Genomic DNA, 23,054 nt, shown 5'->3' on the forward strand with positions numbered 1-23,054 from the left:
CCGTGTCGGCTCCGGCGCCTTCCGAAAGGCCAACGCTCGTTCGACCCGCGCCAGCGTCTTCTCGCCCGCCTCCGGCAGCACGTCCGCAATCGCGACCATCTCGTCCATCCGCGCCCAGCAATCGAGCACCAGGTCGACACCGGCTTCGATCGCGCCGCACGCCTTTTCGGCTGGCGTGCCCGACAGCGCCTTCATGTCGATATCGTCGGTCATCAGCAGCCCGTCGAAGCCGATCCGTTCGCGGATGATCTTCTGGATCACATAAGCGGAAAGCGTGCCCGGCCGCGCATCGTCCCATGCCGTGTAGACGATGTGCGCAGTCATGCCGATCGGCGCCCAGGCGAGCTGCTCGAACGGCCGCAAGTCAGTCTCCAGCTCCGCCTCGCTCGCTTCGACGATCGGCAGCGCCTTATGGCTGTCGACGAGCACGCGGCCATGGCCGGGCATGTGCTTGACGATGCCGGTGACGCCGCCCGCCTGCAGCCCTTCGATGACCGCGCGTCCGATCGCAGCGACGCGCATCGGCTCATGCCCATAGGCGCGGTCGCCGATCACATCGTTCGCGCCTTCCTGCCGCACGTCGAGCAGCGGCAGAGCATCGACGGTGATGCCCACCTCGCTCAGGCTCAGCCCGATCGCCTCGGCATTGGCGCGCGCGGCCTCGATCGCGGAGATCGGCGCCTTCTCGTAAAGCGCATCGAATGCCGCGCCCGGCGGGAACGCCGGCCATTCAGGCGGCTGCATCCGCGCCACGCGACCGCCTTCCTGATCGATCATGATCAGCAGGTCGCCGCGCCCGTGCAGCTCGCGCAGCGAATCGGTCAGCGCGCGAAGCTGCGCCCGATCCCCGCAATTGCGCTTGAACAGGATATAGCCGGCCGGATCGGCCTCGCGAAAGAAGGCGCGCTCGTCGGGCGAGAGCTCGAGGCCGGCAAGGCCGAAGATGACGGGCTTCACGGCGCCTAATTCACCACCAGGCAGCTTTCGCCCGCGACACGCAGCCGCGCGCAGATGTCCTTCGCCTGTTGCGCGGAGCCGGCGGTGACGCGAAGCCGGTAATAGGTGCGGCCGTTCACTTCCGCCTTCATGATCATGTGGTTGAGCTCGGTGAGATAGGCGAAGCGCTTCGACTTGGTCTCCCAGCTCTTCTTCGCGCTCGCATCGCTTGGGAAGGCGCCCAGCTGGATCGTCGCGCCGGCCGGCCCTTCCGGCTCGACGACGGCCGGGGGAGCTTTCGCGGCCTGCCTGGCATCCGCATCCTCGACGTCGGCGGTTGCGCTCCGGGCGGGCTTCGGCTCCGCCTGAGGCCGGACAGGCTGCCGCGTCACCGGCGTCTCCGGCACCGCGCTCAGATCGAGGCTGCCTTCGACCTGCTGGCCCTGGCTGGTCTTGTAGACGACGTCGCCCTGGCCTTCGAACTTGGTGCCGCCTTCCTCGCTCGGCCGCACCTTGTAGGGCTCCTTCGGCGCCTGGATCAGTTCGCCCGACCCGGACGGCGTCACGTCGCGGTTCTGCCACCACCAGACGCCGCCGATCACGATCGCGGCGAGCAGCAGCAGCCCGAGCAGCGGCGCCACCCAGCCGAACGAGACGCCGTCCCGTTCTTCGGCGACCTCGTCGACCGGCTCCAGCCAGGGCAGCCGGTCTTCGTCGGACAGCGCGTATGGATCGTGCGCCATCAATGCATCTCCTCGACCGCGGTCACCCCCATGATGCCGAGGCCGTTGCGGATGATCTGCCCGATCCCGTCGACCAGATAAAGCCGCGCGCACGTGGTCGCGGGATCGTCCGCCACCAGCACGCGACGATCCGGCCGATCGTTGCCCATGTTGAAGAAGGCGTGGAACGCCGCCGCCAGGTCATAAAGGTAGAAGGCGATCCGGTGCGGCTCGCGCGCCGCCGCCGCGCCTTCGACGACGCGCGGGAATTGCGCGGCAAGCTTGACCAGCGCCAGCTCTTCGGCATCCAGGCGGTCGAGGTCGGCCGCGCCGCTGCAGTCGATCCCTGCCTCCTTGATGCGCCGCGCGATCGAGCGGATGCGGGCGTGCGCATATTGCACGTAGAAGACCGGATTGTCCTTCGACGCCTCGACGACCTTGGCGAAATCGAAGTCCATCTGCGCGTCGGCCTTGCGCGTCAGCATGGTGAAGCGGACGACGTCTTTTCCGACTTCGCGCACCACGTCCGCCAGCGTGACGAAATTGCCGGCGCGCTTCGACATCTTGACCGGCTCGCCGGCGCGCAGCAGCCGCACCATCTGGATCAGCTTGACGTCGAACTGGACCTTGTTCTCGGTCAGCGCGGCGACTGCCGCCTTGATCCGCTTGACGGTGCCGGCATGGTCGGCGCCCCAGATGTCGATCATCGCGTCGACGCCCTGCGCCTTCTGGAAATGATAGGCCATGTCCGCGCCGAAATAGGTCCAGCTGCCGTCCGACTTGCGGATCGGCCGGTCCTGGTCGTCGCCGAACTTGGTCGAGCGGAACAGCGGCAGCTCGACCGGCTCCCAATCCTCGGGCGTCTCGCCCTTCGGCGCTTCGAGGAAGCCGTCATAGACCAGATCGTGCGCGCGCAGCCATGCCTCGGCCGCCTCGGGCTTGCCGGCGGCCTGCACCTCGGCCTCGGACGCAAACAGGTCATGATGGATGCCGAGCAAGGCCAGGTCGGCCCTGATCATCTCCAGCATCGCGGCGACGGCACGCTCGCGAAACAGCTTCAGCCATTCGCCTTCCGGCGCCTCGACAAACCGCGCGCCGAACTCGGCGGCAAGCGCTTCGCCGACCGGCTTCAGATAGTCGCCGGGATAAAGCCCTTCCGGAATCTCGCCGATATTCTCGCCCAGCGCCTCGCGGTAGCGCAGGTGCGCGGAGCGGGCGAGCACGTCGACCTGCCCGCCGGCGTCGTTGACGTAATATTCGCGGACAACTTCGTGCCCGGCATATTCGAGCAGCGCGGCCAGCGCGTCGCCCACTACCGCGCCCCGGCAATGCCCCATGTGCATCGGCCCGGTCGGGTTGGCGGAGACATATTCGACATTCACTTTCCTGCCGGCCCCCACGGACGAGCGGCCATAGTCCGCCGCGTCGGCGTGAATCGCGCGCAGCTCTTGGCGCCAGGTCGCATCGGTCAGGCGCAGGTTGATGAAGCCGGGCCCGGCAATCTCCGCCCCGGATACTTCCGGCAGCGCCTTCAGCTTCGCGACGATCTTGTCGGCCAACGCGCGCGGATTGGTGCCCGCCGGCTTGGCAAGCACCATCGCCGCATTGGTCGCGAGGTCGCCATGCGACGGATCGCGCGGCGGTTCGACCGTCACCGCGCTGCGCTGCAGCCCGCCGGGCAGCGCGCCTTCGGCGGTCAGGTCGTCGAGCACCGCGTTGATCGCGGCAGTGAAGCGAGCGTAAAGGGTCATTCGGGTCCGGACGGTCTGGAAAGCCCGGGCGTGTAACCGAGATCGGCGCAAGCGTGAACCCTCAGAACCCCTCCGGCAGCTCCAGTGCGCCGACGATTTCGCGATAGCTGGCGATCGCGTAGCGGTCGGTCATGCCGGCGATGAAATCGGCGATGTGGCGGCTGCGGTCCGGCTGGTCGGGCGGAAGCGTCTCGCGCCAGCCCTCGGGCAGCCGGGCCGGATCGTCCGCGTACGCGGCGAACAGGCCGCCGACGATCGTCGCGGCGATCCTGGCCGCCTCCAGCTGACGTCCGTGGTGGTAGAGCTCGCGGTACATGAACCGCTTCAGCTCGCGTTCCTCGGCGCGCATCGCGTGACTGAAGCCGACCAGCGCCTGGCCGGCGGCACGGACATCCTCGACCGTCTGCACGCCCGTGTCGCGGATGCGCCGCCGCGTCTCGGCGATCAGATCGTTGACCATCAGCCCGATCTGCGAGCGCACCAGTTCCGACAGCAGACGCCGCTCGGAAATGTCGGGATAACGCTCCTGCGCCGCCCGCCAGCCGCGCGCGACCAGCGGCACCGCCAGGATCTGCTCGCGGCTCAGCAGCCCGGCGCGGAGGCCGTCGTCGATGTCGTGATTGTCATAGGCGATATCGTCCGCCACCGATGCAACCTGAGCCTCGAGCGACGGCCAGGAGCCCAGCTCCAGCGGAAATGCCGCATTGGCTTCCGCCATTGCCCAGCTCGGCTGCTCGACTGGCCCGTTATGCTTGGCGAGGCCCTCCAGCGTTTCCCAGGTCAGGTTCAGCCCGTCGAAGCGCGGATAGGGCTTTTCGACGCGCATCAGCACACGCAGCGTATGGGCATTGTGATCGAATCCGCCGACATGCGCGGTCGCGGCCTTCAGCGCGTCCTCGCCGGCATGGCCGAACGGCGGATGGCCGATATCGTGCGCCAGGCACAAGGCCTCGGTCAGATCCTCGTTGAGGCCGAGTGCGCGCGCGATCGTGCGGCCGATCTGCGCCACTTCCAGGCTATGCGTCAGCCGCACGCGGAAATGGTCCCCATCGGGCGCGATGAACACCTGCGTCTTGTGACGCAGGCGGCGAAACGGGATCGAGTGGATCACTCGGTCGCGGTCGCGCTGATATTCGTCGCGCGGCCCGCGCAGCGCGGTGCGTTCTTCCGAATGAAGGCGGCCGCGGCTCCGGGCCGGATCGCAGGCCCAGGGGCTGAGCGCCCTCATTTGCCCCCGATCTTCTCGACGGCTTCGCCCGCGTCGCTGTGCCATTGAAAGGCGCCGATGCCAGCCTTGCGCAGCTTCCTGACCACGGCCTGTGCCTCGTCGTCGGTCTTGTAGGGGCCGGCAAGCAGCCGATTGGTCGCGCGATTCTTCGCGGTCCAGGGGCCTTTCCCTTTGATCGAGGCTTCCTTGGCGGTCACCCGCGTCCATTCCTTGGGCAAAGCATCCTCGTTGGCGCCGCCTGCGACCTGCACCCAGATTCGTGCCGGGTTCTTCGGTTCCGCCTTCTTTTTAGCCGCCGCCTGTTTGGTGGTCTTTCCTACGGGCTCGCATTTCGTCTTTGCAACCTTGCCCTTGGTTTTGCGGGGCGCCGGCTTGCAGTCTTCGTCGGTATCGGCCGCTTTGGCCTTTGCCGGATCTTCCTTTTTGGCCGCAACGCGTGGCGTGGGTGTCGGCTTCGGTGCCGCCTGGGCCACGCGCGCCGGCGCATCCTCTGCCGCTGCCGAACGGAGGTCGTGCATGATTGCGTCGAGATTGCCGCGCTCCGCAACCTTTGTCTGCGCAACCTGTGCGGGCGCAGGAGTCGGGCTCGGCGCAGGCGCGACCCGGACGACCTTTTCAGGCGGCGGCGAAGCGAGCAGTTTGCTTGCCTTGGAGGCGCGCCGCTGCGAACGCAACTGGGTCTGCGCCGCAGGAGTCGCGGTGGCCGTCGGCGGGTAGAAGGTCGGCGGAGCTGTCGGCTGCGGGATCGGCTCGGCCGATGCGACCCGCAGGTTGGCAGGCATTTCGCCCAGATGCACCGCCGCAGCCTTCTGCGCCGAGTTGAGTGCGGCCAGCTTTGCCAGGAATGGGTCCATCGTCTCGGCCATGCGCTCCGGCATCACCTTGTGGACGATCCGGCTCGCGCCCGGCAGGTCACCGGTCATCGCCAGCACAAAGGCGCGCGCGCGCCATGCGCCCTGGTCGCGCTTGTAGAGCAAAGGATCGATCAGCTTCAGCGCCTGCTCGCGTTCGCCGCTGATGCCGAGCGACAGCGCGTAGCGCTTGGTGATCTCATCATTCGGTCCACGGCTGAGCGCCAGCGCATAGTCGTGCTGCGCCTTGCGCGTGTCTCCGCGCAGGTCATAGGCGAGCCCGCGATCGCCGGCGATCTCCACCTCCGGCACGCCGAGCGACCGCGCCGCGTCGAACATCTTCAGCGCCTCGCGCGGATTGTCGACCATCAGCAGCGCGCGGGCGAGCCCGGCTTTGATCTGCCCATTGCGCGGGGAGTGCTCGTCGGCGCGCGCAAAGAAGCCGAGCGCGGCATTGCCGTCGCCGACCTCCAGTGCCGCCTGCCCCGCACCGATCAGCGCGGACAGGCTGGTCGGATCGGCAGCGAGCTCGTGCAAATAACGGGACAGCCGGTCGGCGGGACGCTCTGGCGCCTGGGCAGGCGCAGCTGTTACGGACGCAAAAAGCGCTGCGGCCAGCCCGATGGCGGTCGAATGAAAAAATGATCGGATCACGATGCGCGAGTAGATGGGGCGCAAAGGCTTAGGGCAATGTGAACGCCCGCTCCATCGCGGCAGAGCGTGGCTGGCGGGCGATGAAAGACGTCCGTCACCCCGGACTTGATCCGGGGCCCATCTTTCTTCCGACTGCTGCGCAAAGAAGGTGGATCCCGGGCCAAGCCCAGGATGACGGTCATGTTACTGATTATTCTGGCGATTCAGGAACCGCGGAATGTCGAGCGGATCGCTCTCGCCGTCATCGTCGGCGCTTGGCGTCTTGGCGTTGCCGCGGGCGATCGACGACATGCGCTCGAACAGCGTGCCGCCGCCCTGGCGCGCAGCCGGGGCCGGCTCCGGCTTGGCTTCGGCCTTGGCGCCGCCAAACCAGCGGCGACCGCCGGTCAGGTCTTCGTCGATCAGCGGTTCAGGCTCGGGCTCCGGCGCGTCGAGCAGCAGCTCGTCCGACGCGGTTTCCTCGATCGGCGCATCGAGCGTCAGCGGCTCGTCTTCGTCGACCGGCGGCTCGACCTTGAGTTCCGGCTCAGGCCCCGTTTCGGCAACGGGCTCCGGCGCCGCGACCGGTTCGACCGGCTTCGCTGCCGCCGGCATCACGAACGGCCGCGGCTCTTCCGTCTTCTTGGTGCCGGGGAAGGAGAAGACCCGCGCCGGCTCCGGCTTTTCGCTGACTTCCGCCTCGATGCCGGTGGCGACGACCGATACGCGGATCGAGCCTTCCAGGCCGTTGTTGAACGCCGAACCCCAGATGATGTTCGCATCGGGGTCGACCAATTCCTTGATGTGGTTGGCGGCCTCGTCGACCTCCATCAGACGCATGTCCTCGCCGCCGGTGATCGAGATGATCACGCCCTTGGCGCCTTTCATGCTGACGCCGTCGAGCAGCGGATTGGCGATTGCCTTCTCGGCCGCCTCGATCGCGCGATTGTCGCCCGACGCTTCGCCGGTGCCCATCATCGCCTTGCCCATCTCGCCCATCACCGAGCGGACGTCGGCGAAGTCCAGGTTGATCAGGCCGGGCATCACCATCAGGTCGGTGATGCCGCGCACGCCCTGCTGCAGCACCTGGTCCGCCATCTGGAACGCTTCCTTGAAGGTCGTGTTCGGATTGGCGATCAGGAACAGGTTCTGGTTGGGGATGACGATCAGCGTGTCGACATGCTTCTGCAGCTCGGCGATGCCGGCCTCGGCCGACTTCATACGCCGCGAGCCTTCGAAGCTGAACGGCTTGGTGACAACGCCGACGGTCAGGATGCCGCGCTCGCGCGCCGCCTTGGCAATGACCGGCGCTGCGCCGGTGCCGGTGCCGCCGCCCATGCCGGCGGCGATGAAGCACATATGGGCGCCATCCAGCGAACGCTCGACCTGATCGATCGTCTCTTCGGCCGCCGCGCGCCCGATCTCGGGCCGCGAGCCCGCGCCCAGGCCTTGGGTGATCTTCAGGCCCAACTGGATGCGGCTTTCCGCCGGCGAGGCGTTCAGCGCCTGCGCATCCGTGTTGGCGACGATGAAATCGACCCCCTGCACGTCCGACGCGATCATGTTCGCGATCGCGTTGCCGCCCGCACCGCCGACGCCGATCACGCTGATCCTCGGCTTCAGCTCATCCACTTCGGGCGGGATGAATTCGATGCTCATGTGATTGACTCCTCGTCGCAAATCGCCGGCGAAGCGCTCGCCCCCACCAGGGGCTTATGAATCAACGGATTCGCCAAATCGACATCAAAGTTAACGACCCACAATTTTATTCACAGGTTTGTCCGGAAGGCCGTCACCAGCCGCTGGATCAGCGCCGGCCCGGACGGCTTCACCACGGTCTGATCGCGGCCGGTCGGCAGCAGCCGCAGATCGATCGGATCGGAAGCGGCATAACGCGTGAGGCCCGCGAGCGTCGCAAAGGCCGGTCCGCTATGCGCATCCGGCAGGCCGGTCAGCCCGCGCGGACGGCCGACCCGCACCGATCGGCCGAGCAGCCCCTGCGCATAGTCGGCGACGCCCTTCAGCTCCGCGCCGCCGCCGGTCAGCACCACCTGCCGCCCCCGGCTGAAGCCGAGCTCGGTAAGGGCCTTCGCGACCTCGCCGAAAATCTGGTCGAGACGCGGGCGGATCACGCCGATCAGCTGCGCGCGGGTGATCCGCGTCGCCTCGCCGCCGCCTTCCTCGGCCGAGATCGGCGCGACCTCGATCATGTCGTGATTGTCGCGCGGCGTCGCGGTCGCGGAGCCGTAGAAGCATTTCATCCGCTCCGCTTGCGCCCGCCGGGTGCCGAACGCCGAGGCGATGTCGTCGGTGATGTCGGCCGCCCCCAGCGGGATCGAGGCCAGGTCGACCAGCATTCCGCCGATGAACAGCGAAACGTTGGTCACGCCCGCGCCGAGCTCCACCAGCGCGATGCCAAGCTCCCGCTCCTCATCCGAGAGGCAGGCCATGCCGGTCGCGAACGGCGAGGCGACAATCGACTTTACCTCCAGGTGTGCGCTCCGCACGCACAGGTCGAGGTTGCGCACCGGCGACGGCTCGGCCGCGACGACATGGATGCCGACGCCCAGCTTGTCCGCGTGCATGCCGCGCGGGTCCTTAACGTCGTTGAGCCCGTCCAGCGTGTAGAGCGTCGGCTGCGCGTGCAGTACCATCCGCCCGCCCGGATCGACCGAATCGCGCCCGGCCGCGAGCAAGTGGTCGATATCCTCCTGCTCGATCCGGTGCCCGCCCAGCTCCACCTCGACCGAGGCAACGTTGCTGGCGAGCCCGCCCGCCGAGAAGCTGACCCAGACGTCCTCGATATTGACGCCGGCGATCCGCTCCGCCTGCTCGACCGCCTCGCGCACGGCCAGCTCGGTCGCGCTCATGTCTGCGACATAGCCGCGGCGCACGCCCCGGCTCTCGCGCTGGCCGGTGCCCAGCACGTTCAGCGCGCCGTCCTCGCCGCGCTCGGCGATCAGCGCGGAGACCTTCCACGATCCGATATCCAGCGCGGTGATCAGCTTTTCGCCGCGCACGGCCGCGGCACGGGAATCACGCCTGCTCATAGAGTGTCGTTCACCTTCTCGAAGCCGGAATGCTCCGTTGTCGCGGGATTCGCCGGAGCGGGTGGTGGGGGCACGGCGCTGCCGTCGATCGCGCGTACCTGCCGGTCGATCCGGGCGACGAACCGCGTCGGATCGCGCATGTCGAATTTCAGGAAGCCGCGGCCGAGCAGCCGCTGCGCCGTGTCCATCCGCGCGAACCGCACCAGCGCGCGTTCGGCAGCGTCCTGTCCCTCAGGCAGCGACAGCGTCTCGCCGGACTGGAAGCGCAGGTCCCAGCGCCGCTCCCCGATCCAGGTCGCGCCGGCGATCACCGGCTTCAGCGCCGGCGCCTTGGCGAGCAGTTCGGCGAATTGGTCCGCATGAAGATTGGCGTCGCGGCCGATCAGCAACGGCAGGTCGGTGCCCGGGGCGGCGGTCACGTCCTGCAGCACCACGCCGCTCGCATCGATCAGCCGCAACCGGCCCTGATTCTGCCACACCGCCGCGGGCGTGCGCTCGACGATATCGACGACCAGCGTGTCCGGCAGCCGCCGCGACACGCGCGCATCCTGCACCCAACCGTAGCGGAGCAGCTTGTCGCGGACCTCGTCGAGATCGACCAGCGGCATCGCCATCGAATGCTGGTCGAACGCGATCGCATAGACGGTCAGCCGGTCCATGTTCCTGATGCCGCGCAGGTCGACGCGCTTCACCTCGAATCCGGCGCGGCCGAAGGCATTGGCGATCTCGGTTCCCGCCATCGCCGGCACGCCGAACGCCTGCAGGATGGCGACCGCGATGGCCGCGCCCAGCCCCAGCGTCCCCCAGGTGACGATCCGCTGCACAGCTTCATGGCTGACGGGAACGCGTGCCAGCGCGCGAGCGAACAGCCCCGGCTTCTTCGCCGCCGGCTTGCGCCGCGCCGGTGCGCGCGAGGGTGATCCCCGCCGGATCTTGGCCGAAGCGCTAGCCATCGCCCAGCGCCTCCTTGACGATCGCGTCGACCAGCTCGGCATAGCCGAGGCCCACCAGCCGGCCCTGCTCGGGCACCAGGCTCAGCGGGGTCATGCCCGGCTGGGTGTTCACCTCGAGCAGGTAGAGGCCTTCGATGCCCTTCTCATCGTCCCAGCGGAAATCGGAACGCGACGCGCCCTTGCAGCCGAGCAGCCGGTGCGCCTTCAGCGCCATGTCCATGCAAGCATCCGCCACCGCCGGCGGGATATTCGCCGGGCAGACATGCTCGGTCAGCCCGGCCGTATATTTCGCGTCGTAATCGTAGAAGCCGCGATGAGGCTTCAGCTCGGTCACACCGAGCGCCCGCCCGCCCAGTACCGCCGTCGTCAGCTCGCGCCCCCGGATGAAAGGCTCGGCGAGCAGCTCCTCGAAATCCTGCCACGGACCCGCCACGTCGCGGCCGATCGGCTCGCCGTAATTGCCCTCCGACGTCACGATCGCGACGCCGACCGACGAGCCCTCATTGACCGGCTTCAGCACATAAGGCCGCGCGAGTGGATCGCCGAAATACAGGCTTTCGGACTTTACGACATGCCCGCCCGGCATGCGGATGCCGTGCGGCACCAGCGCCTGCTTGGTCAGCTGCTTGTCGACCGCGATCACCGACGTGACCATACCCGAATGCGTGTAGCGCACGCCCATCAGGTCGAGCATGCCCTGTACCGACCCGTCCTCGCCCGGCGTCCCATGCAGCGCGTTGAACACCAGGTCCGGCTTCGCCTCCGCGATCCGCGCCGCCACGTCATGGCCCATATCCAGCCGCGTCACGCGATAGCCGAGGCTTTCGAGCGCATCGGCCACGCCCGCGCCCGACATCAGCGACACTTCGCGCTCGGCCGACCAGCCGCCCATCAGGACGAGGATGTGGAGGGGGGCGGTCACAGCGTCTTCTCCGTACCCCTGCGAAAGCCGGGGTCCATAGTGCAGCGCTGCGATGGGCCCCTGCTTTCGCAGGGGCACAATGACCTTGTCATCATTCCCCCACCCCCACGCGCTGAATCTCCCATTCCAGTTCGATGCCCGAATGCGCCTTCACCCGCGCGCGGACTTCCTCGCCCAGCGCCTCGATCTCGGCGCTGGTGGCCTTGCCCAGATTGAGCAGGAAATTGCAATGCTTCTCAGAGACTTGCGCGTCACCAATCTGCAATCCGCGACAACCGGCGTCGTCGATCTCCTTCCACGCCCTGGTGCCCGGCGGGTTCTTGAAGGTGGACCCTCCCGTCTTCGATCGCAGCGGCTGCGTCGCCTCGCGGGACGCGGCAATGCGGTCCATCTCCGCCTGGATCGCCGACGGCTCGGCTTCATGGCCGCGGAACGTGGCGCTGACGACGACTGCGCCTCGCGCCAACTCCGAATGACGATAGGTATAGCCCAGCGCATCGAGCGGCAGCGTCCGGCGCTCGCCGGAGCGCAGCACGACCTCGCATTCGACGAGCACGTCCTTCACCTCGCGGCCATAGGCGCCGCCGTTCATCCGTACGAAGCCGCCGACGGTGCCCGGGATCGAGCGCAGGAACTCGACGCCGCCGATGCCCGCGTCACGCGCGGTCGAGGAGACGAGGATGCCGCTCGCCCCGCCGCCGCAGCGGAGCGTCGTCGCGTCGATCACGTCCATCTTGGCGAACGCCTTGCCCAGCCGAACGACGACGCCCGGCACGCCGCCGTCGCGAACGATCATGTTGGAGCCGAGCCCCAGCGCCATCACCGGCACGGCCGGGTCGAGGCCGGCGAGAAAGACCGACAGATCGTCCACGTCTTTCGGCTCGAACAGCCATTCGGCCGCGCCGCCGGATTTGAACCAGACGAGCGGCGCGAGCGGGGCGTTCTGGGTCAACCTGCCTCGAACCTCGCTCGTCCCGAGCCCAGTCGAGGGGCGCTGGGAGGGGCCGCACACGCGCCCCTCGACTTCGCTCGGGACGAGCGGAGAAGTTGGCGCGCTCATCATGCCGCCTCCCTCCGCATCGCGTCCGCCAGCCCCGCCGCCCATTTGGTGATATCGCCGGCGCCCAGGCACACGACCAGATCGCCCGCCTGCGCAATGCCCGCCAGTTCGCGCGCCAGCGACGCAGGGTCCGCGATCTCCGCAGCCGCCCTATGTCCCCGCGCCTTCAGCCCAGCGACCAGCGCCACCGAATTCACGCCCTCGAGCGGCGTCTCGCCCGCGGCATAAACCGGCGTCACATAGACCATGTCGGCATCGTTGAAGGCCGTCTCGAACTCGGTCAGCAGGCTCTGTAACCGGGTGTAGCGGTGGGGCTGGCAGACCGCGATCACCCGCCCCTGTGCCGCTTCACGCGCGGCCGCGAGCACCGCTCGGATCTCGACCGGGTGGTGGCCGTAATCGTCGATGATCGTGACGCCGTTCGCCTCGCCGACCTTGGTGAAGCGCCGCTTGACCCCGCCAAACTTCGCGAAGCCGCCCCGGATTACTTCGTCCGGCACGCCCAGCTCCACCGCCACGGCGATCGCGGCGAGCGCGTTCTGGACATTGTGCTTGCCCGGCATCGGCAGGCGCACGTCCTCGATCGCGCGCACGTCGCCGTCACGGCCGCGGATCGCGACATGGAAGCAATTGCCGCCGTCCTGCGGCGCCACGAAAGTCGCGCGCACATCCGCCTGCGCCGAAAAGCCGTAGGTGACGACCCGCCGGTCGCGGATCAGCGGCAGGATGTTCTGGACCTCGGGATGGTCGAGGCACATCACCGCCGCGCCGTAGAAAGGCACGTTGTGCACGAACTCCAGATAGGCGGCCTTGGCGCGGTCGAAATCGCCATAATGATCGAGGTGCTCGGGATCGATGTTGGTCACGACCGCGATCGTGCCATCGAGTCTCAGGAAGCTGCCGTCGCTCTCGTCGGCCTCCACCACCATCCAGTCCGACGCGCCAAGCCGCGCATTGGAGCCGTAGCTGTTGATGATGCCGCCGTTGATCACTGTCGCATCGATTCCGCCCGCATCCAGCAGGGCCGCCACCATCGACGTCGTCGTCGTCTTGCCGTGCGTGCCCGCGACCGCGATCGTCGACTTCAGCCGCATCAGCTCGGCCAGCATCTCCGCGCGGCGCACGACCGGAATGCGGTATTCATACGCATAGGCCACTTCGGGATTCTCGCGCTTGATCGCGGTCGAGACGACGACCACCGCCGCGCCCTCGACGTTCGCCGCGCCGTGCCCGATCATCACCTTGATGCCGCGCTTGCGCAGCCCTTCGACCGCATAGCCCTCGGCCACGTCGGAGCCCTGCACCGTGTAGCCGAGATTGTGCATCACCTCGGCGATGCCCGACATGCCGATGCCGCCGATGCCGACGAAATGGATCGTGCCGATGTCGGTGCCGACGCCTTTCATCCCCCGATCTCCTCGATCAGGTCGGCGAGGTCGCGGACCGCATCCGGGCGGCCGCAGCTTTTCGCGCGGCGGGCGGCGTTGGCGAGGGCTTCGGGCTCCAGCCCCAGTTTCTGCATCTGCTTGGCCAGCTCGACCGCGGTGAAGCGCGATTGCGGGATCGAGCGCGCGCCGCCCGCTTCGACCAGTTCCCTGGCATTGTAGGTCTGGTGATCGTCGGTCGCCGCCGCGAACGGCACCAGGATCGCGGGACGGCCCGCCGCCGCAAGCTCCGCCACCGTCGACGCGCCCGAACGCGCGATCACCAGATGCGCGCGGCCGAGCCGCTCCGGCAGGTCGGGCAGGTAGGTGGCAAGCTCGGCCGGAATTCCTTGCTCGGCATAGCGGGTGCGGACCCGCTCGATATCCTCAGCGCGGGCCTGGTGCGTCACCTGCAGCCGCGCGCGGAACACCGGCGGTAGCAGTCCCAGCCCTTCCGGCACCACGTCGGACAGGATCGTGGCGCCCTGGCTGCCGCCGGTCACCAGCACCCGGAACACACCGTCATGGTCGAGCGGCGGATAAGGCTTGTCGCGCAGTTCCAACACTTCGTGGCGCACCGGATTGCCGACCAGCCGAACCTTCATCGCGCCCTTGGAAGGAAGCCGCTGGATATCCGGATAGGCGGTCGCGACGACGTCCACCCGGCCCGCCACGAGCCGGTTCACGCGGCCGAGCACGGCATTCTGCTCATGCACCGCCGTCGGCACCTTCGCCTTGAACGCGGCGAGCAAGGCCGGGAGCGCCGGATAGCCGCCAAAGCCCATCACTGCGGCCGGTTGGAATTCCCCAAACAACCGCAGCGCCTGTCTGCGCCCGGCCAGAATCGATCGCCCGGCGCGCAGCCAACCCAGCGGCCCACCGCCAAGCCGGCCCGCGGGTAGCACATGCGTCTCGACATTCTCGAACAGCCCGGGAAAGCGCGTGCCCCGCTCGTCGGTCACCAGCGCGACATCATGGCCGCGCCGCATCAGCTCTTCCGCCAATGCGTGCGCGGGCACCATGTGCCCGCCGGTGCCGCCCGCCGCGAGGACGTACTGGCTCATCGCTGGCCGCCCCATTTCACGACATAGGGGGACCGGTGCAGATACGGATTGCGCCGGGTGAAGGCGAGCAGCAGGCCCATGCCGATCGCCAGCGCGATCATCGACGATCCGCCATAGCTGATCAGCGGCAGCGTCATGCCCTTGGACGGCGCGAGCTGCAGGTTCACGGCCATGTTGATCGTCGCCTGCACGCCGATCTGGGTGGTCAGGCCGGCAGCGGCGAGCATCGTGAACTGGTCTTCCTCGTCCAGCAGCTTCAGGAACACGCGCACGACCACGGCGAGGAAGATCAGCGCAACCGCCAGGCAGGCGATCAGCCCGAATTCCTCGCCGATCACCGAAAAGATATAGTCGGTGTGCGCTTCGGGCAGCTGGAACTTGGCGACGCCGCCGCCGGGGCCGGTGCCGAACAGCCCGCCGCCGGTGATCGTCGCATGCGCCTTGTCGACCTGGTAGGTGTCGCCTTCGCCATAGATGAAGTTGTTGATGCGGCTCGTCGCGGTCGGATAGAACAGATAGGCACAGACCACCCCGACGAAGCCGGCGCCGACCAGCCCGCCGATCAGCCGGGCCGACACTCCTGACAGCAGCAGCAGCGCCATCCACATCGCGCCGAACAGGATGGTCTGACCGAAATCCGGCTGCTTCATCAGCAGGATCGCGATCACACCGACCAGCGCGCCGCTCAGCGGCACGACCGGCAGGCTCTTGTCCTGCTGACGCAGGCTCAGCAGCCAGGCGAGGCTGACCACGAACAGAGGCTTCAGGAATTCCGACGGCTGGAATTGGCCGATGCCGAGGTCGAGCCAGCGCGTCGCGCCGTTCTTCTCAAAGCCGATGATCGGCACCAGCGCCAGCATCACAGTCATGAACGCCGCGCCCGCCAGCGCGAAGCGGCGGGCAGTGACCTTGGAGAAGGTCGACACCCACAGCATCACCGGGACGCTGAGAGACACCCAGAACAGCTGGCGCCAGAAATAATGGAGCGGCGCAAAGGTCACGCCGGCGCCCGAATAGCGGTGCGCGGCGGACGGGCTGGCGGCGGCGACGGCCACCAGGCCGATCGCGATCAGCACCGTGATCAGCGTCAGCAGCACGCGGTCGATTTCCCAGAACCAGAGGCCCAGGGGACTCCGGTCGGCCCGGCCCAGGCGCGCCACCTGCTTCTTGCGCCGGATCGCTGCGGTGTCGGTCATTGCAGTGCCCCCACGGCGGCGCGGAAAGCGTCCCCGCGCGCTTCATAGTCCCTGAACTGGTCGAACGACGCGCAGGCCGGCGACAGCAGCACCGTGTCTCCTGGCTCCGCGTCATTGGCGGCGCGCCGCACCGCCTCGTCGAGCAAGCCGCATTCGGCAACGGGCATGTGCGGTTCGAGCAGCCGCGCGAACATCGCCCCCGCCTCGCCGATCGTATAGGCCGATCGGACGTGCGAGAAGTGCGGCGCGCAGGCGTCGAGATCGTCGGTCTTGGCGAGCCCGCCCAAAATCCACCGCACCTTCGGGAAAGCGGCAAGCGCCGGCGCGGTCGAAGTCGGATTGGTCGCCTTGCTGTCGTTCACGAACAACACGCCGCCGCGCTCGGCGACGCGTTCCATGCGGTGGGGAAGGCCGGGGTAGGACTGCAATCCCACCTCGATCATCGCTGCATTGACCCCGAGACTGCTCGCGATCTCAATCGCAGCGGAAGCGTTTTGAGCGTTGTGGGGCCCTTGAAGACTTGGCCATTTGTGCTGCTGGGGAATGCGATTCGGTGGTTCTATTTCGATGACCGAAGATGGTTTCAGTTGACGTGCAACCTGCCGCGTAACGTCACTATCAGTCACTACGAACGCTAGATGATCGTATGGCGTCTGCATCTCGAACAATCGCGCCTTCGAAGCCGCATAAGCCTCGAAACTCTCATACCGATCGAGATGATCGGGCGTGATGTTGAGCAGCACCGCGATGTCGCAGTCGAGCGCGTACGTCAGGTCGATCTGGTAGCTGGAGAGCTCCAGCACATAGACGCCGCCTTGAGGCAGCGGGTCCTGCGCGAGGATCGGCAGGCCGATATTGCCGCCCATCAGCGCCGGCACGCCCGCCGTCTTCAGGATATGGGTGACGAGCGCGGTCGTGGTCGACTTGCCGTTGGTGCCGGTGATGCCGACCACCTTGTGCGGCGGCAGCTCGGCCCGCGCCTGGGCGAACAGCTCGATATCGCCGATCAGGGGGACGCCGTAGCGCTTGGCGTGCGCCGCGATCGGATGCCGGTTGATCGGCACGCCGGGGGAGACGACGACGCCGGCGAAGCCGGTGAGGTCGAGGGTGAGGGGATCTTGCACCTCAAGCTCGCTCGTCCCGAGCGAAGTCGAGGGGCGCTGCTCGGCCTCTGTGCCAGCGCCCCTCGACTTCGCTCGGGACGAGCGGAATGCTTCCAGGTTGGACGCGTTCTCATCCCAAGCCCACACGCTCGCCCCGCTCGCCAGCAACGCGTCCACCGTCGCCAGCCCGCTCCGCGCGAGGCCCAGCACCGCATATTTCTTCCCGGCCCAGGCGTGCGATGTGATCATGCCGCACCCGTGCTCCTGCGAAAGCAGGAGCCCAGCTTGAGCTTCTCGCCTGGACCCCCGCCTGCGCGGGGGTGCGGTGATGATGCGGGCATCATCACCGCACCTTCAGCGTCGACAGGCCGGCGAGCGCCAGCACCAGGGCGATGATCCAGAAGCGGATGACGACGGTCGGCTCGCTCCAGCCGAGCTGTTCGAAATGGTGGTGGATCGGCGCCATCTTGAACACGCGCTTGCCGGTGCGCTTGTAGAAGAAGACCTGGATGATGACCGACAGCGCTTCCACCACGAACAGCCCGCCGATGATGCCCAGCACGATCTCGTGGTGCGCGACGACCGCGATCGTCCCCAGCGCGCCACCCAGCGCAAGGCTGCCGGTGTCGCCCATGAAGACAGCGGCGGGCGGCGCGTTAAACCAGAGGAAGGCCAACCCCGCGCCCGCAATCGCGCCGCAGAACAGCGCCAGGTCGCCGGCCCCAGGCACGTGCGGAATGCCCAGATACGCCGCGAACTTCGCGTTGCCGACCAGGTAGGTGATGACCATGAACGCGACCGAGGCGATGATCACCGGCATCGTAGCCAGTCCGTCGAGCCCGTCGGTCAGGTTCACGGCATTGCCGAACGCGACGATCGTGAAGGCGGCGAAGGCGATGTAGAACCAGCCGAGGTCCGCGACCGGCTGCGCCACGAACGGAATCCACAGGTCGGCGCCGTTGTGGCGCACGATCAGCCATGAGGCGATGCCCGCGATCACGAACTCCAGCAGCAGCCGCACGCGGCCCGGCACGCCGGCGGTGGTCGCTTTCCGCACCTTGTCCCAATCGTCGAGGAAGCCGATCGCGCCGAAGCCCAATGTTACCGCCAGGCACGCCCAGACATAGGGGTTGCGCGGATCCATCCACAGCAGCAGCGACACGGTCAGCGCGGTCAGGATCATCAGCCCGCCCATCGTCGGCGTGCCGCGCTTGGCGAGGTGGCTCTGCGGCCCGTCGGTGCGGATCGGCTGCCCCTTGCCCTGCCGCAGCCGCAGCCAGCCGATGAACTTCGGCCCGATGATCAGCCCCAGGAACAGTGCCGTCGCCACCGCCCCGCCCGCCCGAAAGCTCAGGTAGCGGATCAGGTTCAGGATGCCGGGAAAGCCGAGCTGTTCCGCAATCAGGTAAAGCATCAGTCCGCCTCCGCCAGCGCCCCGGCGCTCAGCTCGGCGACAAGCCGGCCCAGCCCCACGGAGTTCGACGCCTTGATGAGAACCGCGTCGCCGGCGCCGACATGCCCTTTTAGGGCGTCGAGCGCAGCCGCGGCGGCGGGCACATGCGCGAACTCGCACCGGCCCTCAAGCTCTTTTGCCAGCGGCGCCATCTCGTCCCCGACGAGCAGTGCAAAATCGACGTTCGCCGCCCGGATCGGCTCGGCCAGCTCGGCGTGGAAGCGCGGCCCCTGCTCACCCAGCTCCCGCATCGCGCCCAGCACGGCGATCCGGCGCGGCGCTTCCTCGTCGCCCAGCACTTTCAGCGTCGCGCGCATCGACGCCGGGTTGGCGTTGTAGCTTTCGTCGATCACCAGCGCCTCGCCGCCCGGCACCTGCACCTGCACGCGCGCGCCGCGCCCGGCGATGCCCTGCAGCTCGGCGATGGCGAGCCCGGCAATGGCGAGGTCAGCTTCCGCCGCCTCGACCGCCGCGATCACGGCCAGCGCGTTCGACACCCAATGCTCGCCGGGCTGCCCGATCGTCATCGTCAGGCTTGCCTCGGGCAGCTGCACGGTGACCAGAGTGCCGCCGCCCTTTACCGTCACCCGCTCCAGCGCGCGCACGTCCGCGCCTTCGCCCAGCCCGAACGTCAGCACGCGCGCGCCATGCGCCTTCGCGGCCTCGACCAGGATGGCGCGCTGCGGCGAGTCATGCGGGATCACCGCGGTCCCGCCCGGCTCCAGCCCCTCGAAAATCTCGGCCTTGGCGCGCGCGATCGCCTCGATCGAGCCCAGCATCTCGATATGGGCGGGCGCGATCGTGGTGACGACGGCGATGTGCGGCCGCACCAGCCGGGTCAGCGCCGAAATCTCGCCCGCATGGTTCATGCCCATTTCGAACACGCCGAAGCGCGTCGCCTCCGGCATCCGCGCCAGGCTCAGCGGTACGCCGGTGTGGTTGTTGTAGCTCTTCAGCGATCGGTGGGCATAGCCGGGCGCGATGCGGTCGAACGCCGCGAACAGCGCTTCCTTCGTGCCGGTCTTGCCCACCGACCCCGTGACGCCGACGATCTTTGCCGCCGTGCGCGCCCTCCCTGCGATCCCGAGGGCATCCAGTGCCGACCGCGTGTCGGCGACAAGAATATGGGGATAGGGCACCGGCCGGGCGACGATCGCCCCCGCCGCCCCTTGCGTGAACGCCTGATCGACGAAGCGATGCCCGTCGGTCGTCTCGCCCGCCAAGGCGATGAACAGATCGCCCGCGCCGACCTCGCGCGAGTCGAACGCGACCCCCGAGGCGACAAAGTCGGCGGAGGCAACGCCGGACACGGCCGCGGCGATTTCGAAAGAGGTCCAGAGGGCGGTCATTTGGTGGAGGCCCGGAGCACGCGCCCCTCGACTTCGCTCGGGACGAGCGGGCGCTTGGGCGCGGTGCCACCCTCCCCGCTCGTCCCGAGCGAAGTCGAGGGGCGTGGGTCAGAAGAGAACCCACTCATGCCGCGCACTCCCGCGCGACCGTCACGTCGTCGAACGGCAGCACGCGGTCGCCGACGATCTGGCCTTGTTCATGGCCCTTGCCGGCGAGCAGCACCACGTCGTCGGCGCCTGCCATCGCGACCGCTTCGGCTATCGCTTCGCGGCGGCCGGGGATTTCCCGCGCGTCGGCGGCGCCGGTCAGGATGTCGCGGCGGATCGCGGCCGGGTCTTCGCTCCTGGGATTGTCGTCGGTCACGATCACGACATCCGCCACCTGCGCCGCGACCCGTCCCATTTCCGGCCTTTTGCCCTGGTCGCGGTCGCCGCCGGCACCGAAGACGATGATCAGCCGGCCCCTGGTGTGCGGACGCAGCGCTGCCGCCGCCGCTTCGATCGCATCCGGCGTGTGCGCATAGTCGACATAGACCGGGGCACCCGCGCGCGTGATCGCCGCCCGCTCCAGCCGTCCGCGCACCGGCGTCACCCGCGCCAGATGGTCGAGCGTGCGCGCGGTGTCGCCGCCGGTCGCGATCGCCAGCCCCGCGGCCACGCATGCATTCGCCGCCTGATAGGCGCCGATCAGCGGCAGCATCACCTTGTAGGTCTCGCCATCCGCCTCGATCACCAGCTGCTGGCCCAGCCGCGAAGGCGTGCGCGATGCCAGCCGCAACGCGTCTCCACGCTCACCGACCGTCAGCACACGCAATCCCCTGGCCCGGGCGACTTCGATCACTCTTTGCGAATGCGCGCCATCGTCTGCCCACACAACCGCCGTGCCGTCCTCATCCACAACTTCTTCGAACAGCCGCAGCTTGGCGGCGAAATAGCCGGCCATGTCGCCGTGATAGTCGAGATGATCGCGGCTGAGATTGGTGAAGCCGGCAGCGCGGACCGGCAGCCCCTCTGTGCGCTTCTGGTCGAGCCCGTGGCTCGACGCCTCGAACGACAAATGCGTGATGCCTTCGCGCTTCAGCCCGGCGACGTTCGACAGGAACGTGACGATGTCCGGCGTGGTGAGCCCGGTCAGGACCTGGTCGTGCGCGGTGGTGACGCCCAGCGTGCCGATCGACGCGGCATTGTGGCCGGCGAGCCGCCACAGCTGGCGGGTCAGCTCGACGCTGGACGTCTTGCCGTTGGTGCCGGTGACGGCGACGGTCACGTCCGGATAGGGCGCGAAGAACTTTGCCGCGAGCAGGGCGAAGGCGCGGCGCGGCTCGGAAGCGGCGATGTGCGGCGCGCCCTCGACGGTTGCTTCGGGCCGCGCGACGATCGCCGCCGCGCCCGATGCCACCGCCTGCGGGATGAAATCCTCGCCGTTGAAGCGCGCGCCCTTGAAGGCCCCGAAAATCGTGCCCGGCGCCACCTTGCGGTGGTCGATCGCGAAGCCGGTTACCTCAGTGGGGGAATCGATGCCGGCCAGGTTGCTGAGCCGCATCGATCATTCTTCCTTCTCATGGATATAGGGCAGCACCTCGGCCATGTTCGCCTCGCGGTTCGGGTCCGGCATCACGTTCAGCATCGGCCCGATCCGGCTGATCACGCCCGACACGACCGGCGCGACGTTCCAGCCTGCGGTGTGGAAGCCGTAGGTCTCCTTGGTGCCCTTGGGATCGTCGAGCATCGCCACCACCACATAGCGCGGCGCCTCCATCGGGAATACGCCCGCGAAGGTCGTGACCACGGCCCTGCTTGAATAGCGCCCGTCGACGATCTTTTCTGCCGTGCCGGTCTTGCCGCCGACGCGGTAGCCGGGCGCATCCGCCTTCCGGCCGGTGCCTTTCATCACTACCAGGCGCAGCAGCGCGCGCATCTTGTACGAGGTTTCGGCCGAAAACACGCGCTCGCCCTTCGGCACCGGCCGGTCGGCATCGTGCTTCAGCAAGGTCGCCGGGCGCCAATAGCCGCCGTTGAACAGGGTCGCATAGCCGGTCGCGAGGTGCAGCGGAGAGACCGCGATGCCATGGCCGTAGCCGACCGTCATGGTTGCGATATCGCCCCAATTGTCGCCCGGCGTCAGCGGGCGGCCGCGCTCCGGCAGCTCGATCGAGACCTTCTCCAGGAAGTGCATCCGCCGCAGCCATTCGCGCTGCCGCGTCGCGCCCACCTGCGCCGCGATCTGGGCAGTGCCGATGTTCGACGATTCCTGCATGATCTGCGCGACCGTGCAGGGGCCGCCGAACGGGTGCGTGTCGGTGATCGAGAAGCGGCCGGCCTGCAGCACGCGCGGACAGTCATAGCTCTGGCCGAAGCTGGTGATGATGCCGTCGTCCATCGCCATCGCGACGGTGAACGGCTTAAACGTCGATCCGAGCTCGTAGACGCCCAGCGTCGCGCGGTTGAACGCTGCGTCGGGCCCCTGCTGCGCCGGCTTGTTCGGGTTGAGCTCGGGCAGCGAGGTCAGCGCGATCACTTCGCCGGTCTGGATGTCCATCACGACGCCGGCCGCGCCAATCGCGCTGAACTTCGCCATCGCGGCGCCCAGCTCCGCCTCCAGCGCCTGCTGCACGCGGCTGTCGATCGACAGCATCACGCCGGTGCCGCGGGCAGCACCGGTCAGGTCGCCGTTCAGCACCTTTTCCATGCCGGAGACGCCGGCGCCGTCGAAATTGGTGAAGCCGAGCACGTGCGCGGCAAGCATGCCCTGCGGATAGATGCGCTCCGGCTCGCGTCCCAGGTCGATGCCGGGCTCGCCCAGGCGGTTGACCGCCGCCACCAGCTCCGGCGTCGCGCGGCGGCGCAGATAGGTAAAGGTCAGCTTCGAGTTCAGGATCTTCAGATACTCGGCTGGCGTCCGCTCCGGCATCAGCTGCGCCAGCGACACGGCCAGCTTTCGCTTGTCGCCGATCACCTTTTCCGGATGGATGCCGATCGACCAGACCTCGATCGTCTGCGCCAGCGGAATGCCGTTTCGGTCGAGGATGTCGCCGCGCGCGATCGCGGATACATGGGCGCGATTGGTGCTGCTGTCGGCGAACGCCGCGAGATAGGCGATCCGCACCGCGATCGCCGCCGTCGCGCCGATGAACAGCAGCATCAGCAGCATCAGCCGGATATGGGCAAGCGCCAGCTCCGGCCGCCGCTCCGGAAGCGCGCGGAGCTGGACCGGGCTGGGTGCGACCGTCGCCATCAGCGTGCCTTCGCCTCCTTCGCCGCAGCGCGCGCGATCTCGGTCAGCGAGGCATCGTCGAGCAGTGCGACCTTCTGCACCACCGGCACCTTCGCGGCCTTGGCTTTCGGCTTGGTCATCGCCG

18 protein-coding genes are annotated in these 23,054 nt (G+C 68.0%); all 18 read right to left on the reverse strand.

Annotated elements, in window-relative coordinates; all coding sequences use genetic code 11:
• The coding region (gene nagZ / locus VFT73_RS09985) for a beta-N-acetylhexosaminidase (RefSeq protein ID WP_326410498.1) at window positions 1-957 on the reverse strand (957 nt) is incomplete at its 3' end.
• 5 nt (window positions 958-962) lie between these two features.
• Complete coding sequence (locus VFT73_RS09990) at window positions 963-1,679, reverse strand: SPOR domain-containing protein (RefSeq protein WP_326410500.1); 717 nt, start codon at window positions 1,677-1,679, stop codon at window positions 963-965.
• Window positions 1,679-3,409 (reverse strand): arginine--tRNA ligase, encoded by a 1,731-nt coding sequence (argS, locus tag VFT73_RS09995; protein WP_326410502.1) that lies wholly within the window; start codon window positions 3,407-3,409, stop codon window positions 1,679-1,681. The genes VFT73_RS09990 and argS overlap by 1 nt, the downstream gene beginning before the upstream one ends.
• Window positions 3,410-3,470: 61 nt before the next feature.
• The gene (locus VFT73_RS10000) at window positions 3,471-4,637 is read right to left on the reverse strand and encodes a deoxyguanosinetriphosphate triphosphohydrolase (RefSeq protein ID WP_326410503.1); all 1,167 of its coding nucleotides are present in this window, start codon (window positions 4,635-4,637) and stop codon (window positions 3,471-3,473) included.
• Window positions 4,634-6,025: an SPOR domain-containing protein gene (locus VFT73_RS10005; protein WP_326410506.1), complete on the reverse strand. Its 1,392-nt coding sequence runs from the start codon at window positions 6,023-6,025 to the stop codon at window positions 4,634-4,636. The genes VFT73_RS10000 and VFT73_RS10005 overlap by 4 nt, the downstream gene beginning before the upstream one ends.
• 300 nt (window positions 6,026-6,325) lie before the next feature.
• Complete coding sequence (gene ftsZ / locus VFT73_RS10010; protein ID WP_326410509.1) at window positions 6,326-7,780, reverse strand: cell division protein FtsZ; 1,455 nt, start codon at window positions 7,778-7,780, stop codon at window positions 6,326-6,328.
• A gap of 110 nt (window positions 7,781-7,890) precedes the next feature.
• A complete protein-coding gene (gene ftsA / locus VFT73_RS10015) occupies window positions 7,891-9,171 on the reverse strand; it encodes a cell division protein FtsA (protein WP_326410512.1) in 1,281 nt (426 codons plus the stop codon).
• Complete coding sequence (locus VFT73_RS10020; protein ID WP_326410514.1) at window positions 9,168-10,124, reverse strand: cell division protein FtsQ/DivIB; 957 nt, start codon at window positions 10,122-10,124, stop codon at window positions 9,168-9,170. Before VFT73_RS10020 ends, ftsA begins: the two co-directional genes overlap by 4 nt.
• Window positions 10,117-11,046, reverse strand: a complete 930-nt coding sequence (locus VFT73_RS10025) for a D-alanine--D-alanine ligase (RefSeq protein ID WP_326410517.1) — start codon at window positions 11,044-11,046, stop codon at window positions 10,117-10,119. The genes VFT73_RS10020 and VFT73_RS10025 overlap by 8 nt, the downstream gene beginning before the upstream one ends.
• A 91-nt stretch (window positions 11,047-11,137) precedes the next feature.
• Complete coding sequence (gene murB / locus VFT73_RS10030; protein ID WP_414712816.1) at window positions 11,138-12,109, reverse strand: UDP-N-acetylmuramate dehydrogenase; 972 nt, start codon at window positions 12,107-12,109, stop codon at window positions 11,138-11,140.
• Window positions 12,106-13,512 carry a UDP-N-acetylmuramate--L-alanine ligase gene (gene murC / locus VFT73_RS10035; RefSeq protein WP_326410519.1) on the reverse strand — a complete coding sequence of 469 codons (1,407 nt, stop codon included), beginning with the start codon at window positions 13,510-13,512 and terminating at the stop codon, window positions 12,106-12,108. The genes murB and murC overlap by 4 nt, the downstream gene beginning before the upstream one ends.
• Entirely contained in the window at window positions 13,509-14,594 is a 1,086-nt protein-coding gene (gene murG, locus VFT73_RS10040; protein WP_326410521.1) for an undecaprenyldiphospho-muramoylpentapeptide beta-N-acetylglucosaminyltransferase, read from the reverse strand. The genes murC and murG overlap by 4 nt, the downstream gene beginning before the upstream one ends.
• A complete protein-coding gene (locus VFT73_RS10045) occupies window positions 14,591-15,790 on the reverse strand; it encodes a putative peptidoglycan glycosyltransferase FtsW (protein ID WP_326410523.1) in 1,200 nt (399 codons plus the stop codon). The genes murG and VFT73_RS10045 overlap by 4 nt, the downstream gene beginning before the upstream one ends.
• Window positions 15,787-17,142, reverse strand: coding sequence for a UDP-N-acetylmuramoyl-L-alanine--D-glutamate ligase (murD, locus tag VFT73_RS10050; protein ID WP_326410525.1), 1,356 nt, complete (start codon window positions 17,140-17,142; stop codon window positions 15,787-15,789). Before murD ends, VFT73_RS10045 begins: the two co-directional genes overlap by 4 nt.
• 94 nt (window positions 17,143-17,236) lie before the next feature.
• Entirely contained in the window at window positions 17,237-18,307 is a 1,071-nt protein-coding gene (gene mraY, locus VFT73_RS10055; RefSeq protein ID WP_326410527.1) for a phospho-N-acetylmuramoyl-pentapeptide-transferase, read from the reverse strand.
• Complete coding sequence (locus VFT73_RS10060; RefSeq protein WP_326410529.1) at window positions 18,307-19,695, reverse strand: UDP-N-acetylmuramoyl-tripeptide--D-alanyl-D-alanine ligase; 1,389 nt, start codon at window positions 19,693-19,695, stop codon at window positions 18,307-18,309. Before VFT73_RS10060 ends, mraY begins: the two co-directional genes overlap by 1 nt.
• A 124-nt stretch (window positions 19,696-19,819) precedes the next feature.
• The gene (locus VFT73_RS10065) at window positions 19,820-21,238 is read right to left on the reverse strand and encodes a UDP-N-acetylmuramoyl-L-alanyl-D-glutamate--2,6-diaminopimelate ligase (RefSeq protein ID WP_326410532.1); all 1,419 of its coding nucleotides are present in this window, start codon (window positions 21,236-21,238) and stop codon (window positions 19,820-19,822) included.
• 3 nt (window positions 21,239-21,241) lie between these two features.
• A complete protein-coding gene (locus tag VFT73_RS10070) occupies window positions 21,242-22,930 on the reverse strand; it encodes a penicillin-binding protein 2 (RefSeq protein ID WP_326410535.1) in 1,689 nt (562 codons plus the stop codon).
• Between the last annotated feature and the right edge of the window lie 124 nt (window positions 22,931-23,054).

Origin of the sequence: Sphingomonas sp., from assembly GCF_035758555.1 — a bacterium.
Classification (GTDB): domain Bacteria; phylum Pseudomonadota; class Alphaproteobacteria; order Sphingomonadales; family Sphingomonadaceae; genus Sphingomonas_B.